The sequence below is a fragment of the Rhodopila sp. genome (genome assembly GCF_965277825.1).
In the GTDB taxonomy this organism is placed as follows: domain Bacteria; phylum Pseudomonadota; class Alphaproteobacteria; order Acetobacterales; family Acetobacteraceae; genus Rhodopila.
Genome location: NZ_OZ255846.1, coordinates 1,682,971 through 1,698,701 on the forward strand (window position 1 = coordinate 1,682,971; position 15,731 = coordinate 1,698,701).

General features: G+C 66.1%; 13 protein-coding genes. 4 read left to right on the top strand and 9 right to left on the bottom strand.

The window, feature by feature from the left end:
- Nucleotides 1-3: 3 nt before the first annotated feature.
- Both ACQY4T_RS08495 and ACQY4T_RS08500 read right to left on the bottom strand, forming a co-directional pair.
- Nucleotides 4-1,209: an MFS transporter gene (locus tag ACQY4T_RS08495; RefSeq protein WP_428540132.1), complete on the bottom strand. Its 1,206-nt coding sequence runs from the start codon at nt 1,207-1,209 to the stop codon at nt 4-6.
- A 13-nt stretch (nt 1,210-1,222) separates the two neighbouring features.
- Nucleotides 1,223-2,179, bottom strand: coding sequence for an alpha/beta fold hydrolase (locus ACQY4T_RS08500; RefSeq protein WP_428540135.1), 957 nt, complete (start codon nt 2,177-2,179; stop codon nt 1,223-1,225).
- Between the two features lie 182 nt (nt 2,180-2,361).
- On the opposite strand from ACQY4T_RS08500, the gene ACQY4T_RS08505 reads away from it, so the two are divergent.
- The 3 genes from ACQY4T_RS08505 (at nt 2,362) to ACQY4T_RS08515 (ending at nt 5,104) form a co-directional block, all read left to right on the top strand.
- Nucleotides 2,362-2,871, top strand: a complete 510-nt coding sequence (locus ACQY4T_RS08505; RefSeq protein ID WP_428540138.1) for a DUF29 domain-containing protein — start codon at nt 2,362-2,364, stop codon at nt 2,869-2,871.
- The gene (locus ACQY4T_RS08510) at nt 2,802-3,992 is read left to right on the top strand and encodes a M20 aminoacylase family protein (protein ID WP_428540141.1); all 1,191 of its coding nucleotides are present in this window, start codon (nt 2,802-2,804) and stop codon (nt 3,990-3,992) included. Before ACQY4T_RS08505 ends, ACQY4T_RS08510 begins: the two co-directional genes overlap by 70 nt.
- A 428-nt stretch (nt 3,993-4,420) precedes the next feature.
- On the top strand, nt 4,421-5,104 hold the full coding sequence (locus tag ACQY4T_RS08515; RefSeq protein ID WP_428540144.1) for a PEP-CTERM sorting domain-containing protein: 684 nt from the start codon (nt 4,421-4,423) through the stop codon (nt 5,102-5,104).
- Between the two features lie 218 nt (nt 5,105-5,322).
- Here the strand turns inward: ACQY4T_RS08515 and rpoD are convergent, their stop codons facing one another.
- The 5 genes from rpoD to ACQY4T_RS08540 all read right to left on the bottom strand — a co-directional run bounded on the left by rpoD (nt 5,323) and on the right by ACQY4T_RS08540 (nt 10,552).
- Nucleotides 5,323-7,266, bottom strand: a complete 1,944-nt coding sequence (gene rpoD / locus ACQY4T_RS08520) for an RNA polymerase sigma factor RpoD (RefSeq protein ID WP_428540147.1) — start codon at nt 7,264-7,266, stop codon at nt 5,323-5,325.
- 61 nt (nt 7,267-7,327) lie between these two features.
- The gene (gene dnaG, locus ACQY4T_RS08525; RefSeq protein WP_428540150.1) at nt 7,328-9,148 is read right to left on the bottom strand and encodes a DNA primase; all 1,821 of its coding nucleotides are present in this window, start codon (nt 9,146-9,148) and stop codon (nt 7,328-7,330) included.
- A 23-nt stretch (nt 9,149-9,171) separates the two neighbouring features.
- Nucleotides 9,172-9,630 (bottom strand): GatB/YqeY domain-containing protein, encoded by a 459-nt coding sequence (locus ACQY4T_RS08530; RefSeq protein WP_428540153.1) that lies wholly within the window; start codon nt 9,628-9,630, stop codon nt 9,172-9,174.
- A gap of 112 nt (nt 9,631-9,742) precedes the next feature.
- The gene (locus ACQY4T_RS08535; protein ID WP_428540156.1) at nt 9,743-9,997 is read right to left on the bottom strand and encodes a hypothetical protein; all 255 of its coding nucleotides are present in this window, start codon (nt 9,995-9,997) and stop codon (nt 9,743-9,745) included.
- 69 nt (nt 9,998-10,066) lie between these two features.
- Nucleotides 10,067-10,552, bottom strand: a complete 486-nt coding sequence (locus ACQY4T_RS08540; RefSeq protein ID WP_428540158.1) for a GFA family protein — start codon at nt 10,550-10,552, stop codon at nt 10,067-10,069.
- Between the two features lie 106 nt (nt 10,553-10,658).
- Here ACQY4T_RS08540 and carA point away from each other — a divergent pair, with 106 nt between their 5' ends.
- Entirely contained in the window at nt 10,659-12,038 is a 1,380-nt protein-coding gene (gene carA / locus ACQY4T_RS08545; RefSeq protein WP_428540161.1) for a glutamine-hydrolyzing carbamoyl-phosphate synthase small subunit, read from the top strand.
- 35 nt (nt 12,039-12,073) lie between these two features.
- Here the strand turns inward: carA and ACQY4T_RS08550 are convergent, their stop codons facing one another.
- A complete protein-coding gene (locus tag ACQY4T_RS08550; RefSeq protein ID WP_428540164.1) occupies nt 12,074-13,792 on the bottom strand; it encodes an N-acyl-D-amino-acid deacylase family protein in 1,719 nt (572 codons plus the stop codon).
- Between the two features lie 203 nt (nt 13,793-13,995).
- Nucleotides 13,996-15,543, bottom strand: a complete 1,548-nt coding sequence (locus ACQY4T_RS08555; RefSeq protein ID WP_428540167.1) for an efflux transporter outer membrane subunit — start codon at nt 15,541-15,543, stop codon at nt 13,996-13,998.
- Nucleotides 15,544-15,731: the final 188 nt, after the last annotated feature.

Here is a 15,731-nt window from a genome sequence, read left to right on the forward strand (position 1 = left end):
AATCTACCCCTCGGCGGGTATCGCCCGGACCGCGAGCGCGCCAAGTGCCGCGGCGATGCCGGCGGCGGCGAATGTTGCCGCGACCGAATGGGTGACCAAGGCCCCGGCGATTGCCGACCCCAACGGAAATCCGGCGACGTTCAGGCTGATCGAGACCGCCATGACGCGACCCAACTCGGCCGGATCGGTGCGCCGCTGACGCAAGGTCAGCAGGCTGACGTCAACCGCACCGGCAACCAGGCCGGCCAGCGGCAGGCCAAGCAGCAGACCGGTCAGTCCGAACAGGGCGGCCAGCGGGCAGGCCGCCAACGCGGTGGCGATCATGCCGGCAGCCATCACCGCGCGCTCCCGCCCAGCGGTTCGCAGGTGTCCGGCGAGCAGGGCACCGATGCCGCCCCCGAGGCCAGCGATCGCCCACAGCAAGCCGGCGCCCAGATCACGCGTGGCGGTCGATAGATGGGCGGCCAAAGCGACCGGGACGGCGATCAGCAACATGCCACACGCGACCTGGTAAAACCCATACGATATCGCCAGCCCACGCAGCGTCGGCTGCCCGATGACCGCATGAAGTCCCTGGACGGTTTGGCGGAGCAGTGCACCGGGACCCGGCGGCGGACGCGGCCGTGAGCGGATGGCGAGCACGCCGATCGCGGCGGCGCCATATGTGGCGGCGATCGTTGCCAGCGAGGTTCGCGGGCCGGCGAACCCCGCCAGCAGCCCGGCCAGGGCGGGCCCGCAGACCTCGGCGATCGCCCCGATCGCGGTGTCCAGCCCATTGGCCCGATCCAGCGCATGGTAAGGCACCAGGCGCGGCAGCAGCGTGCGAACGCCGGCCGCGCTCAGCGGACTGGTCAGCGAGAACATCGCGACCAGGACGAACAATGCGGTGGCGCCGGCAGCGGACAGGTCAGCGATGATCATCGCGGCGACCAATGCCGCGCTTGCGGCCATGTCGACGGCGATCGCCCTGGCTGGGCCGATCCGATCCAGCAGGGCGCCGGCGGCCGGGCTGATCGCCACGCCCGGGGCCACGGCGGCAAGCGCCAGCCAGCCGGCCAACGCCGGGGAGGCGAAGCGGGTCAGTGCGTAGAGCACGACGGTCAGCGTGAACATGGCGCCGCCAAGCCGTGAAAACAGCGTCGCTGTCAGCAACGCCGGCAGATCGGGCAGATGCAGCAGGTCTCGGTAGGCGCTGGATTGCCCGGTCATCGCGCGGCTGAGTTCAGCCGGCGGCGTTGGCTTGCAAAAAATCGCTCAGCGCGGCGATGAAGCCCTTGGTGTTCTGGCCGTGCACGTTGTGGCCGCAATCGGGCACGGTGACCAGGCTGCCCCGGGGCAGTGCCGCGGCGAAGCGGTCCGCCGCGTCGGGCGCCAGGATGTTCGAATTGGCGCCGCGCACCAGCAGCACCGGCAGGTCGAAACGTTCGACATCCTGCAACGAGATGTTCTCCAGCGGGCCGCTGCCGCGCGCGATGTTCAGCCGGCGCGGATTGGAATCGCACTTGCTTACGAACTTGCCGTCGGCGCGCTGCAGCATGTTGTACTTCACCGTGCGCTCGATGTGCTCGCGCGGACGATACGGATCGTATTTGCGGACGTTGCTGACGAAGTGCTCCAGGTCGTCGAACTCCTGGTTGACCTGGACGAAGCCGGTGATCACCGAACGTCCCTTGTCCGACAGTTCCGGGCCGACATCGACAATCACGGCCGCGCGCGGCAACGCGGGATCGCGCCGGATCAGCAGCATGGCGTTGCGGCCGCCCATCGAATGGCCGATCAGCAGCGGGCGGTGCAGGCCCATCGCCGAAATGAAAGCCTCGGCGTCGAGCGACATCTCGTGGTTCGAATACAGCACGTCGCGCGCCCATTCGCTGTCGCCGTGGCCGCGCTGGTCCAGCGCCAGCACGCGGTAGCGCTGCGCCAGATGCAGGCTGACCAGGTCCCACGAATGTGCCGATTGGTGTCCACCGTGCAGCAGCACGATCGGCGGGGCATCGGGACGTCCCCACTCCAGGAAATGGAAGCGCATCTGCCGCAGCACGATGTTGCAAGATCGATACGGTACCTCCGGCGCATGCGCGATCCCAAGGTCGGCGGCGCTGGCCAGCAGGCTGCGGAATTCGTCGGTCCCGGTCATGTCCAATGGCGCCGAACCGTGGGCAAAGGTATTGAGGTACATGCCGCGCCTTGTGTTGTGCCGCTGCGCAACAACAGCCCGCGGGAAGCGACAAGGCAAGTCCCGCCATGCTAGTGGTCCGATCCCGACGGAAGCCCTTTGCCGCCGCATCTGGACCAGGCCATAATTCCGTGCTGCTTCCCGCAAGCCGGAGCGGATCACCTCCTGAACCAGGAGCGAGCACAATGAGCGACTATGAAGCCGACATTCTAGTCTGGACCGAGCATCAGGCCGCGCTGCTGCGCCGCCGGGCCGCCGGCGAACTGGTCAACGAGGCGGATCTGGATTGGACCAACATCGCGGAGGAGATTGAAAGCGTGGGCCGGTCGGAACGCTCCGTTCTGTCGAGCCGCGTCAGGACCATCATCGAGCACCTCGCCAAGCTGGAAGCCTCCCCGGCCAGCAAGCCCCGTATCGGCTGGCAGGAAACCGTGCTGCGATGCCGCGCGGATATTGACGCACTCCTGCAAGCCACGCCCAGCCTCCGGCGAGAACTGGACGAGACCGTTGCGAACGAGCTTGGACGCGCGCTCAGGCTGGCCGCGGCGTCGATGAAGCTGCACTGCGAGGCACCCCGCATCGCGCTGGAGGACATCCGATTTAGCTCGGAGCAAGTGCTGGGACCGTGGTTTCCCGGCAGCACGCCACGACCCAGTCCGCGCTCGACCGCATTCGCCTCTACCAGCCGGAACTGACCGCCATCCGCCGCGACATTCACGCCCATCCGGAACTCGGCATGGAAGAGCATCGCACCGCCGATCTGGTGGCGCGCAAGCTGCAAGATTGGGGGATCGAGGTGCATCGCGGCGTCGGCAACACCGGCGTCGTCGGCGTGCTGCGCAACGGCAACGGGCAGGCCGCGATCGGGCTGCGCGCGGACATGGATGCGCTGCCGATCCAGGAAGCCACCGGGCTGCCCCATGCCAGCCAAACGCCTGGCCTGATGCACGCCTGCGGCCACGACGGCCACACCACGATGTTGCTGGGCGCGGCCAGGTACCTGGCCGAATCCCGAATCTTCCACGGCACCGTCAACTTCATCTTCCAACCAGCCGAGGAAGGCCGCGGCGGCGCTCTGGCCATGCTGAAGGACGGCCTGTTCCAGCGCTTCCCGTGCGATGCCATCTTCGGCCTGCACAACCGCCCCGGAATGCCGGTCGGCCATTTCGCCACCAGCCCGGGGGTCCGCTACGCCGGCGCCGCCTTCTTCGATATCACCATCACCGGCCAGGGCGCGCACGGCGCCCGCCCGCAGCAGAGCATCGATCCGGTCAACGTCGCCTGCCTGCTTGGCACCGCTCTGCAATCGATCGTCTCACGCAATATCTCGGCCCAGGACGCCGCCGTGCTCAGCATCACCCGCATCCACTCCGGCGACGCCTACAACGTCATCCCGCACGCCGCCTCGCTCGGCGGCACGGTGCGGACAATGACGTCGGACGTGGCCACCATGATCGAGCACAACATGAAACGCCTCGCCAGCAGCATCGCCGCCGGTTTCGGCGCCGACGCGGTGGTCGACTTCCGCCCGCTGTTCGCCCCGCTGGTTAACGATCGGGCCGAAGCGATGGTGTATGCCGACTGCGCCGCCGGACTAGCCGGCGAGGCCAACCTGCGGCGAGACGAACCGCCATCGATGGCGTCGGAGGATTTCGGCGCGATGATGGATGTGGTGCCGGGCGCGCACATGCTGGTGGGCAACGGCGGCAGCGCCGAGGTGCACAATCACCGCTATGATTTCAACGACGACGCAATCCCCTACGGCGCCGCACTGTTCGCGGCAATCACCGAACACAAGCTGACGCGCGGGATGTGAATTTCAGGGCGCGCCGGGTTCAGGGTGCCCCGCTTGGATTCTGCCTGATATGAGTCACTCGCGACCGGGCTTGCAGGCGGACGGTCCACGGGTGCGAGGGCCTGCGCGAAGGCGCGAAATAGCGCCGCGTGACCCGCGCTGGCCAGTAAAACACGCATATACGTGAATCCGACCGGCTCCACTGCGCAAGCCGCTTCGCTGCCGATCATCGTCAAGCAACCGCCAGTAGTGTCGGCTTACTTTACAAGTTGGGGCGCCGACCCCCCAACGGAACGGACCGATTGACCCTATCCTGTTGATAATACGACACTATCATCCATTGGTATGAAATCTGCATACGCATTCCATCGCGGCTCAAAATGTACGGTCTCGTTGCGGATAGGCCAGATTGCAATTCTGCGCTGGTTCATTTTGGATGGAAACACTCAATGCTCATGAAGATCGCAACGGTCGCTGCTCTCGCAGTGGCCACGCTTTGGATGCCGCAAGCTCACGCCACAAACCTCGTCGTCGATGGCGGGTTCGAGAGTGACGCTGCACAGAACTACTCGGCGTCAAATTACTTCTTCCATTTCAACACGCCGACGTTCGGGCCGAATGGAGTGTGGCAGGTCAATAACGGCTTTGTCGGGATCGACGGCTACGCCGGGGAGGCTCATTCCGGTCAGAACAGCCTGAACCTGGCGCCCGGCAATCCGATGTTCCCCAGCGACCTGACGCAGACGCTCGACACGGTTGCCGGCCAGACCTATCAGCTCAGCTTCTACGCAGCCGCCGCCGGTGTGAACACTTTCAGCCTCAGCTTCGGCGGCGTAGCCGTCGCTGGTGCTCCGACCAGCTTCCCCGGCACCATTCCGACGGGCACAAGTGACTTCACGAACGACTACCAGCTCTACTCCTTCCTGGTCACGGCATCCTCGGCGCAGAGCGTGCTAGAATTCGGCGGCACATCGACCGACAACGTGGGCAACGGCCCGGACGTCATCCTGATCGATGACATCAGCGTAACGCCGTCCACCGCCGTGCCGGAACCGGCGTCCATGGCGATGCTGGGGGCAGGCTTGTTCGGCCTCGGCATCATCCGCCAGCGTAAACGCGCCGCCGCTCGGTAAACAGCGTCTCGACCTCTCGCTGACGACCGCTCGTCCCGTTGCTGGCCGGCCGAGCGGTCGGCGGCAACGGAACGAGCGGCGATTCCGGACAGGGTGCTGGTTGCTCGACAACGGACGGCTGTCCGGACCAGGCTTTCTACACAAATTGCGGGCCTGAGAACGCCAATCCGGGACGGAAGCAAAAACGACATACCGGTCGGCCGCAACGCCGAGCAGCATCAATCGTCCAGAAAACTCCGCAGCTTCCGGCTCCGGCTCGGGTGCTTCAGCTTGCGCAGCGCCTTGGCCTCGATCTGGCGGATGCGCTCGCGCGTCACATTGAACTGCTGGCCGACCTCTTCCAGCGTGTGGTCGGTGTTCATGCCGATCCCGAACCGCATCCGCAGCACCCGCTCCTCCCGCGGCGTCAGCGACGACAACACCCGCGTCGTCGCCTCCCGCAGGTTCGCCTGGATCGCCGCGTCCAGCGGGATCACCGCGGCCTTGTCCTCGATGAAGTCGCCCAGATGCGAATCTTCCTCGTCGCCGATCGGGGTCTCCAGGCTGATCGGCTCCTTGGCGATCTTCAGCACCTTGCGGACTTTTTCCAGCGGCATACCCAGCTTGTCGGCAAGCTCCTCCGGCGCCGGTTCACGACCGATCTCGTGCAGCATCTGTCGCGATGTCCGCACTAGCTTGTTGATCGTCTCGATCATGTGCACCGGAATCCGGATGGTGCGCGCCTGGTCGGCGATAGACCGAGTGATCGCCTGGCGGATCCACCACGTCGCATAGGTGCTGAACTTGTAGCCGCGGCGATACTCGAACTTGTCCACCGCCTTCATCAGCCCGATGTTGCCCTCTTGGATCAGATCCAGGAACTGTAGGCCGCGATTGGTGTACTTCTTGGCGATCGAGATCACCAGCCGCAGGTTGGCCTCGATCATCTCCTTCTTCGCCCGGGCGCTGTCGCGTTCGCCGCGCGACACGGTCATGTAGACCCGGCGGAACTCGGCGATCGGCAGGCTGGCATCGGTCGCCACCGCCGAGATTTGCCCGCGCAGCTTGCCGATGTCGTCGGGGTGCTTGATGACGAACACCTTCCAGCCCTTGCCCGGCATCCGCCCGACCCGGTCAAGCCAGTTCGGATCAAGCTCAGCGCCGCGATAGTGCTTCAGGAAATCCTCGCGGTTGACCTTGCAGCTTTCCGCCATCCGCATCAGTTGGCCTTCCAGCGTGGTCAGCCGCTGGTTCAGCAGCTTGAGCTGGCTGACCAGCTCCTCGATGCGGTTGTTGTGCAACCGCACTTGGCCGACTTTCTCGACCAGTTCCTCACGGATCTTCTCGTAGCCCTTCTCCGACCGCGTGCTCATTTCCTCGCCGCTGGTGATGGTCTCCAGCCGGCGGTGCTGCATCTTGTGCAGCTTCTTGTATAGGTTCTCGATCTCCTCGAAGTTCGCCAGCACTTCGGGCTTCAGCTTCTCCTCCAGCGCCGACAGCGACATGCTGGGGCCGCCGTCCTCGTCGTCGGCATCGATGTCGTCGTTGGCGGCGAAGTTCTCCGACGCGCCCGCCGAGGCCCCCTCGCCAGCATCCGCCGCCGGCGCCCCGGCGCCATCGGTGGCCTCCAGGTCGACGATGTCGCGCATCAGCATGCGCCCGGCCTTGAGCTGTTCGTGCCAAGTGATGATCGCGGCAAACGTCAGCGGGCTCTCGCACAGCCCGTTGATCATCATGTCACGCCCGGCCTCGATCCGCTTGGCGATGGCGATCTCGCCCTCACGCGACAGCAGCTCGACGCTGCCCATTTCGCGCAGATACATCCGCACCGGGTCGTCGGTGCGGCCAAGGCTCGCCTCGTCGACGTTGCCGGTCTGCTCCTCTTCCTCGGCTTCCTCGGCCTTTTCCGCCTTGGCGGCGGGCAGTTCGCCCTCCTCGTTCTCCTCGCTCTCGACAACCTGGATGCCCATTTCGGAGAAATTGGCCATCACGTCTTCGATCTGTTCGGAGCTGTTCTGATCCGGCGGCAGAATCGCGTTCAACTCGTCGAAGGTGACGTAACCGCGTTCCTTGCCCTTGGCGATCAGCCGCTTGACGCCGGCCGCGGTCACATCCAGCAAGGTTGTCTCGGCATCCTGCTCAGCCGTTGCGGTATCGCCGGCGACCATGGGTTTCGTGGCCATTGCTCAGGGCACTCCTTCGTCCGACGCAGCATGGCTTGCGGGCGCCATCACTCCATCCTGTTCATACATCTACGAATCCGACCCCGTCCGGTTCACCGCTGCGAATCTTATTGAAAGCCTCGCTCAGCGCCAGGAGCCGGCGCTGGGTGTCGGGGGTCAGGTTGCGCGCGGCGTCTGCTTCAGCCAAGGCGACCTCCTCGCGCAAATGTTCCACATTTAGAAAGCCAAAAATATGCCACCAACCAGCTTCCGCCTCGGCTGGCATTGCCTCGGCGGACGCGCAGGCAGGCAATGGCATTTCTGCACCGGCCAGGACGTGCCGCACGTCCTGCTCAAATCCCGATTTCGTGAGGTGGTTCGTCAAGCCGACAGAGTCAAGGGTTTCGCTGGTGGCGGCCCACTGTTCGATGGCCTCGCGCAGCTTCTGCAGCGCGGGTTGCATCGGCAGCGCGGCATAGGCCTGAGCGACGTCGTTCAGCAGAAATGGGTGGCGTAGTAGAATGGCGGTCAGGATCCGTGCCCGTTCGCCGGCGGCGTGGTCCTGATGCAGCAGCGGCCGGGGCGCGCGCGGCCGATCGGCGACGCCGCGCCGGTTCCACTGCTCACCGCCGCGACCGGACCGGGCGCGGAACCGGTTTGCCTTGAACCGAGCCAGCACGGCGTCGCGATATTCCCAGGCCAGCGATTTGTTGCCGATCCGCCCGCAGGCCTCGATCAGGCGGGAGCGCAACGCGGCGCGTTGTTCGGGGGTGGCGTCGCCCGCGTCATCGCGGACCATGTCATACAGCGTGTCGGACGGTGACCGCGCGGCATCGAGCACCGCCTGCAGCGCTGCGGCCCGACCCTTGCGCAGCAGGCTGTCGGGGTCCTCGCCGGCCGGCAGGGTGGCGAAGCGCAGCATCCGTTCCGGCGTCAGCATCGGCAGCGCCAGTTCCATGGCGCGCGAGGCGGCGCGCGCGCCGGCGGTGTCGCCATCGAAGCATAGCACCGGGCTCGGCGACAGGCGCCACAGTTCGTCCAACTGTTCGCTGGTCAGTGCCGTGCCCAGGGGCGCGACGGCGGCGGTAAATCCGGCCTGGGCGGCGGCGATGACATCCATGTATCCCTCCACCATGATCAGCGTTCCGCCATTTCGCACCGCATCCCGTGCCAGACTGAGCCCATAAAGGCTGCGGCGCTTGGAAAATACCGCGCTTTCCGGTCCGTTGAGATATTTCGGCTGGCCGCTGGTCAGGATCCGGCCGCCGAAGCTGATGATCGAACCGCGGCGATCCAGGATCGGAAACATTACACGGTGGGAGAACAATTCGAAACTGCGATCGGTTTCCTCATCGCGGCGAATCAACCCCGCCTCAATCAGCTGCGCGTGATCGACGCCTTCTCGCCCCATTTCGGCGGTCAGCGCGCCGCGATCCCCCGCCCAGCCCAGGCCGAAGCGGGCGATCGTAGCCTCAGTCAGGCCGCGGCTCAGCAGGTAATCCCGAGCGGCGCGACCTTCAGGCAGCGCGAGGCGGCGCTGGTAATGGGTACGCACAGCGGCGAGCACCGCGACGGTATCGAGGCGGCGGCGTTCCGCTTCGATCGCGCCCGGCGCAGCTTGCGGAACGTCAAGTCCGGCCTCGGCGGCGAGTTGGCCGATGGCTTCGATGAACGCCACGCCCTGGGTCTGCATGACAAAACTGATGGCATCGCCGTGCGCGCCGCAGCCGAAGCAGTGATAGCCGTCGTCGTAGACATAGAAGCTGGGGGACTTCTCGTTGTGGAACGGGCAGCAGCCCTTCCACTGCTTGCCGGACCGAACCAGCCGCACACGCCGGCCGATCAGCCCGGACAGCGGAGTGCGGATGCGAAGCTCGTCTAGGAAGCTGGCGGGAAGCGCCATTGGCGATATTGTTGCCTGTTCGGTTAAATTGACAAGCGGGCTTTGACCATCGCCCCGGCCTTCGCCATGTCGAGGCTGGCGGCGTGTCTGGCGCGCAAAACCGCCATCACCTTGCCCATGTCCTTGATCCCGCCCGCGCCGGTTTCCGTCAGTGCGTCGGCCACCGCGCGCTGCATCGCCGCCTCATCCATCTGCGCCGGCAGGAAACTTTCGATCACCGCGATCTCGGCTTCCTCCTTGGCGGCAAGTTCGGGACGATGGCCCTGGCGGTACAACGCCACCGATTCGCGACGCGATTTCACCATGCCGCGCAGCATGGCGATGATTTCCTCGTCGGGTACCTGCTCGATGCCCTTCGGACGCGCCGCGATGTCGGTGTCCTTCAGCTTCGCCATCATCATGCGCAAGGTCGAGGTCCGCGCCGGGGTGCCGGCTTTCATCGACAGCTTCATCTGCTCGGCGAACGATTCTCGCAGGCTCATGGCAGCACTCCTGGGGGCGAACAGTTGTCGCTATACTACAGGGGGCGCCCGCACGTCAGGCTTCCTGACGCCGGCCCATCAGACCCGCACGTATCCGACGAAGCGCCCTGCCTCAGCCCTCCTCCAGTTCGTCCCCGCGCCGCGGCGGCTCACCCCGCTTGCGGCCCATCAGCCGGTCGGACGCCTCCCAGTCAGCGCGACCACGGCGCTCTGCGAAGTAGCTGGCTGTTCGCAGCGCAGCCACCTTCTCGGCCACCGCCGTCGCCACGAACTGATTGAGGCTGGTGCCTTCGAAGGCCGCCAACTTCTCGGCTTCGCTCTTGATCGAGACCGGCAGGCGGAGCGGGTAGGTCGAAGTCCTGGCCATCACAACACTCTCCGAATCACGTCCGCCGGCCCGGTGTCAGACATCGCTGCCCAAAGCCACAACCCGATGTCAACCACGCCCCGTTCGCCCGTTCGCCGTATCATGGTCCGGGTGCTGATGACTGACGATCTCCCGCGCCGCGCTGCTGCTGGCCGAGGTCGGGGTATCCGGCAGCCGGCCGGGCAACAGCCGATCGATCCACGGCAGCCGCGACTCGCTGCCGAAATTCATCGTCGGCGGCACTGCGGCGGCGTCATCCAGGCTGCCGGTAGTGACCTCGATCGCGTCGCCGTCCAGATAGCGAAACGTCAGCGGCGTGCCGCAGGCGGCGCAGAACTGGCGTTCGGCGGCGGAGGAGCTTCGGAAGCTCGACGGCGAGCCCCGGGTCCAATGGAAAGTGGCTGTCTTCACCTTGCAGAACGCCGCGAACGGACCCCCGACCGCCTTTTGGCACATCCGGCAGTGGCACACGGTGGACTCCGGCTTCTCGGACAACGCGTAGCGCATCGCTCCGCACTGGCATCCGCCGGTCATTGTTGCGCCTGTATTATCCATTTTCCGACCCCTTCCGCCGAGGATTGCCGCTGCGTTCGGGAAGAAAATTCCCAAACAAAAAGCCAGCGGTTGCTACGGGAAGATCCCTCCCGTATGATCTCGACCCATGCCGATTTCGATCGACCAGATCATAGAACGCATGGGCGGACCAGACGCTGCCGCCCGGCTGACCGGCGTAGGAACCGAGGCAGTGCGCAAATGGCGCCAATCGCGCGCCATTCCGTCGCGCCATTGGCCGGCGGTCAGCGCCGCGACCGGCCTGAGCATGACCGATCTGCAGGCTCATCCGCCCGAGCAGCCGAATCCCACGACAGCCGGCACCCCGCCGTCAATCCCCGCCGGCGCCACCGCCGTGCTGGTTCTGGCCGACGGCACGCCGTTCTGGGGCCGCGGCTTCGGCGCCCACACCCAGGCGGATGGCCCGGTAGGCGAGGTCTGCTTCAGCACCGGCATGACCGGTTATCAGGAGACCCTGACCGACCCATCCTTCGCCGGCCAGATCATCACGTTCACCTTCCCCCATATCGGCAATGTCGGCACCAACCACGCCGATATCGAAGCCGCCAGCATCGCCGCCAGCGGCCTGGTGGTGAAGCAGGACATCAGCGAACCGTCCAACTGGCGTTCGGCGCAGTCACTGCAAGCCTGGCTCCGCGCGCAGGGCGTCACCGGCATCTCCGGCGTGGACACCAGGGCGCTGACCATCCGCATCCGCGACGCCGGCGCGCCAGCGGGGATCCTGGCGTTTCCCGCCGACGGCGGTTTCGACCTTGCCGCCCTGCAGGCTCGGGCGGCGGCATGGCCGGGGCTGGAGGGCATGGACCTGGCGCGCGAAGTCACCTGCCTGCAATCCTACAGTTGGGATGAGACCACATGGTCATGGCCCGGCGGGTCGGCTCGTCAGCAGTCGCCGAACCATCATGTCGTGGCGGTGGATTACGGCGCCAAGCGCAATATCCTGCGCTGCCTGGCGACCGCCGGCTGCCGGGTCACGGTGGTGCCGGCCACGGCAACGGCCGATGACATTCTGCGCCATCGACCTGACGGGGTGTTCCTGTCGAACGGTCCGGGAGACCCGGCGGCGACCGGGATTTACACCGTCCCGGTGCTGCGCCAAGTACTGGACAGCGGGGTGCCAATTTTCGGTATCTGCCTGGGGCATCAGCTACTGGCACTGGCATTGGGTGCCAGGACCTACAAGCTGACCCGCGGTCATCGCGGCGCCAACCAGCCGGTGCAAGACCTGGCAACCGGCAAGGTCGAAATCACCAGCCAGAACCACGGCTTCGCGGTGGATGCCGAATCGCTGCCGACCGGAGTGAAAGTGACGCATGTCTCCTTGTTCGATGGCTCGAACGAGGGCATCGCCGCGGTCGGCCGGCCGGTGTTCTCAGTGCAATATCATCCGGAGGCCAGCCCAGGGCCTTCGGACAGCCATCACCTATTCCAGCGCTTCGTCGAAATGATGCGCCAGCCGGTGGCATAACGCCCAGGTTGGGCCGCCCCCGCTGCGGCACGCCGTCACGCCTGCGAGCGAACCAGCCTGCCCGGACGCGCCCCGGTGTCCTCGCCGTGCTCGAAAATAGGCACCCCTGCCACCATCGTGGCGGCATAGCCATCCACCCGCTGCACCAGCCGCTTACCGCCCGCCGGCAGGTCGTGCCGCAGTTCGGGGTGGTGCAGCCGCAGGCTATCCAGGTCGACGACATTGACGTCGGCCTTCTTGCCCACCGTCAGCCGCCCGCGATCGTGAAAGCCGAAGAAGTCCGCCGTCTCGCTGGTCAGCCGTTTGACCACGAACTCCAGCGGAAACCGCGGCCCGCGGTGACGGTCGCGCACCCAATGGGTCAGCATGTACGACGGCAATGACGAATCGCAGATCAGCCCGCAATGCGCCCCGCCGTCACCCAGGCCCAGCAAGGTGTGGGGGTCGCGGATCATGTCGTGCACAACGCCATGGTCGCCATGCACATAGTTGGTCACCGGATAGAACAGCATCCGATCGCCGTTTTCGCCGGTCAAGTAGTCGTAGCAGAACTCCTCCGGCGTCAGGTTGGTCCGAGCCGCCATCGCGGCGATGCTGCGGCTCTGATCCGGCTCGTAGTCCGGCGGGTCCCCCAGAACATACTGGCGGTCCCAGCGGGTCGCGATCGGCCGCTGCAGCGGCGGCAGGACCGCCAGCAAGTCCTCCGATGCCGGTTGCGCCAGGATCTGCGCCCGCACCGCCGGATCACGCAGCCGCGCCAGCCGGTCCTTGACCGACAGCGAGGTCAGCGCCGCGAACGCCGGGCGCGCCGCGAACGGGTTCAATGACGTGGTCAATCCCAGGATGATGCCGACCGGGCGCCCCGCCACCTGCGCCGTCACTGACGCCCCATCGGCCCGCGCCCGGCGCACCCCATCCATCAGCCGATGATACCGCTGCGGATCGCTCGACCGGTCGGTCAACAGGAACCACAGCGGCCGCCCGGTGGTCTTGGCCAGCGAACTCATCCAGTCGAACTCGGCGGCCTCGTCGTCGAAGTCACTCAGCATCCCGAACGCGCCGGTCCGCGTTCGCCCGAGCGCCGCACCGATGCCGAACAGTTCCTGGTTCTCGGCGAAGCGGCCCGGGACCAGGTCGCCCTTGGTGGTCTTGTGCTGCTCTGTTCGCGACGTGGTGAAGCCGAACGCCCCCGCCCGCAGCGCCTGCTCGGTCAGCTGGCTCATCGCCTCGATGTCGGCGGCCGAGGCAATCTCGCGCCGCACCGCCCGATCCCCCATCACGTAAACCCGCAACGGATGGTGCGGCACCTGCGCGGCGACATCGATGGTGCGCGGAAACTGCTCCAGCACGTCGAGGTAGTCGGGGAAGCTCTCCCAGTCCCAGCGCAGACCTTCCGCCAGCGCAATGCCGGGAATGTCCTCGACCCCCTCCATCAAGTCTATCAGGCAGTCGCGGTCGGCCTTGCGCACTGGCGCGAAACCGACGCCGCAGTTGCCCATCAATATAGTTGTAGCGCCGTGCCAGGATGATGGTGCCAACACCGGATCCCAGGTCGCCTGGCCGTCGTAGTGGGTGTGGATGTCGACCCAGCCGGGAGTGACCAGTTGGCCGGCGGCGTCGATCTCGCGCTTGCCCGGACCGGCCTTGCCGCCAACCTGGGCGATGCGGTCGCCATCGATCGCGAGGTCTCCGGTGAAGCGGGTGGCGCCCGAACCGTCGACGATGGTTCCGCCTCGGATGACGATATCATGCATTCCGTCTGATTTCCCATAATGCCGCGCCGCAGCATCGCCCGCGGGCCTTCAAGTTTCAAGTCGTGCCGTCCGCCGGCTCGGCAGCCGATGGGCTTATACGGCCGCGAACTGGACCGCCAGGCCGGCCACGCCGCGCCGCGCCCTGGTTACGCCTCGTTGCCTCGCAAAGTCGTTTCTTCATCAACACGGACATGCCGGCTGGTCTAGGATCGCTTGGCCGCCGCGGTCTTGCGCTCCGGCATGTCGGTCTCCCACCCGCCGCCCAAGGCTTTATACAGAGCAACCAGGTTCGACGACACCGTGGTCGTGCTGTCCGCCAGTTGCAGTTGCGCCGCCAGCAGGCTGCGTTCCGCATCCAGCACGGTCAGGAAGTCCGTCACCCCCTGCTGATAGCGGCTTTGCGCCAAGGTCAGGGCGTGCCGGTTATCGGTCACCGCACGCACCAACTCATCCCGTCTGGTCTGCTCCGCCTGATACGCCGTTAGCGCGTTGTCTACGTCATGCCAGGCCTGCAACACGGTCCTCTGGAAGTTGATCGCCGCCTCCTGCTGCTGCGCCTCACGCAACCGCAGCGTCGAGCGCAACTGGCCGCCCTGGAAGATCGGGATGGTCAGCCCTGGGCCCACGGCGTATTGTTTCGAGTTGATGTCGAACACCTTGTGCAACTGCAACGCCTGCAGGCCGAAGCTGCCGGTCAGGCTGACCGACGGATAGAAGTTCGCCTGCGCCACGCCAATATCGGCGGTCGCGGCATGCAACTGCGCCTCCGCCTGACGAATGTCAGGACGCCGGCGCGCCAGTTCCGACGGCAGCCCGACAGGCACCCGCGGTGGCACCGGGGGCACCGGCTTCACCACCTGAAGTTCGGCGCGCAGCGCATTCGGCGGCTGACCCTCAAGCAGGCTCAACGCGTTGATCAGTTGCGCCTCCTCCTGCTTCAGCGTCGGGATCTGCGACAGCGTGCTGCGCAACTGCGCCGACGCATTGGCCACGTCGAGGTCGGTGGTCACGCCCCCGGCGGCGCGCTGCTGGGTCAGATTGAGGCTCTGCTGCGCGGTACGGACGTTGTCGTTGGCAATCTGCAACTGCGCCTGCACGCCTCGAAGCTGGATGTAGTCGCGCGCCACCTCGGCCAGGCTGGATAGCAGGGTGGACCGTCTCGCTTCTTCGGCCGCCTGGCTGCTGGCGGTTGACGATTCGACCGACCGCCGCACCCCGCCCCACAGATCGACCTCCCACGAGGCATCGAACCCGCCCTGCCACAAGTCGAACGGCTGCAGACCGCTGCCGCTGACGCCGCCGGTCGAAAAGCCGGACACGCCGCTTGCTGCGTTCGCACCCACGGCGCTGGGGATTACGGCGAAGATGCCGTTGTTGCTGGCCTGTTGGCGCACATACGACGCATTGCCATTCAGCGTCGGAAACAGCGACGCGCGCGCCACCGCAAGCTGGTCTCGGGATTGGGTCAGGCGCAGCCCGGCAACCTTGACGTCGAGGTTTTCCCCCGCCACTCGCCGTTCCAACCCGGTGAGTACCGGATCGCCGAATAGCGTCCACCAATCTGGATTGATCGGTTCCGTCACGGGGATGCTCGTTGGCCGCCGCACCGCCTCCTTCGGGCCCGAGAACCACGACGCCGGCGAAGCCCAACCCGGCCGGTGGAAGTCGGGACCGACGGTGCAGCCGGCCAGTCCGCCGGCCGCCAGCAACGCGAACGCAAGCAGCGGTATTCGTTTTGAATTGTTGATCATATACCTAATCCAGCAGGCCTGCGGTGCGTCCGCAACCTCAACCATGGTCGCGAGCCGCCCAGCAGGTGCAGATTAGCCGCCGATGGTGCGGGCGTGCCACGGCGAACCCGTGCCGGTCGATCAAGCCACCGGACTTTCTCGGCCGAGGCGCTCGCCAGCCCTGGGATTTCGACCCGGTCGTCGAAATA

Coding starts and splice junctions, on each gene's coding strand:
- dnaG (WP_428540150.1), bottom strand. CDS start 9,148: ATGGCGCTTCCCGCCAGCTTCCTAGACGAGCTTCGCATCCGCACTCCG.
- ACQY4T_RS08550 (WP_428540164.1), bottom strand. CDS start 13,792: ATGCATGATATCGTCATCCGAGGCGGAACCATCGTCGACGGTTCGGGC.
- ACQY4T_RS08540 (WP_428540158.1), bottom strand. CDS start 10,552: ATGGATAATACAGGCGCAACAATGACCGGCGGATGCCAGTGCGGAGCG.
- ACQY4T_RS08495 (WP_428540132.1), bottom strand. CDS start 1,209: ATGACCGGGCAATCCAGCGCCTACCGAGACCTGCTGCATCTGCCCGAT.
- ACQY4T_RS08500 (WP_428540135.1), bottom strand. CDS start 2,179: ATGTACCTCAATACCTTTGCCCACGGTTCGGCGCCATTGGACATGACC.
- ACQY4T_RS08515 (WP_428540144.1), top strand. CDS start 4,421: ATGCTCATGAAGATCGCAACGGTCGCTGCTCTCGCAGTGGCCACGCTT.
- carA (WP_428540161.1), top strand. CDS start 10,659: ATGCCGATTTCGATCGACCAGATCATAGAACGCATGGGCGGACCAGAC.
- rpoD (WP_428540147.1), bottom strand. CDS start 7,266: ATGGCCACGAAACCCATGGTCGCCGGCGATACCGCAACGGCTGAGCAG.
- ACQY4T_RS08555 (WP_428540167.1), bottom strand. CDS start 15,543: ATGATCAACAATTCAAAACGAATACCGCTGCTTGCGTTCGCGTTGCTG.
- ACQY4T_RS08530 (WP_428540153.1), bottom strand. CDS start 9,630: ATGAGCCTGCGAGAATCGTTCGCCGAGCAGATGAAGCTGTCGATGAAA.
- ACQY4T_RS08535 (WP_428540156.1), bottom strand. CDS start 9,997: ATGGCCAGGACTTCGACCTACCCGCTCCGCCTGCCGGTCTCGATCAAG.
- ACQY4T_RS08505 (WP_428540138.1), top strand. CDS start 2,362: ATGAGCGACTATGAAGCCGACATTCTAGTCTGGACCGAGCATCAGGCC.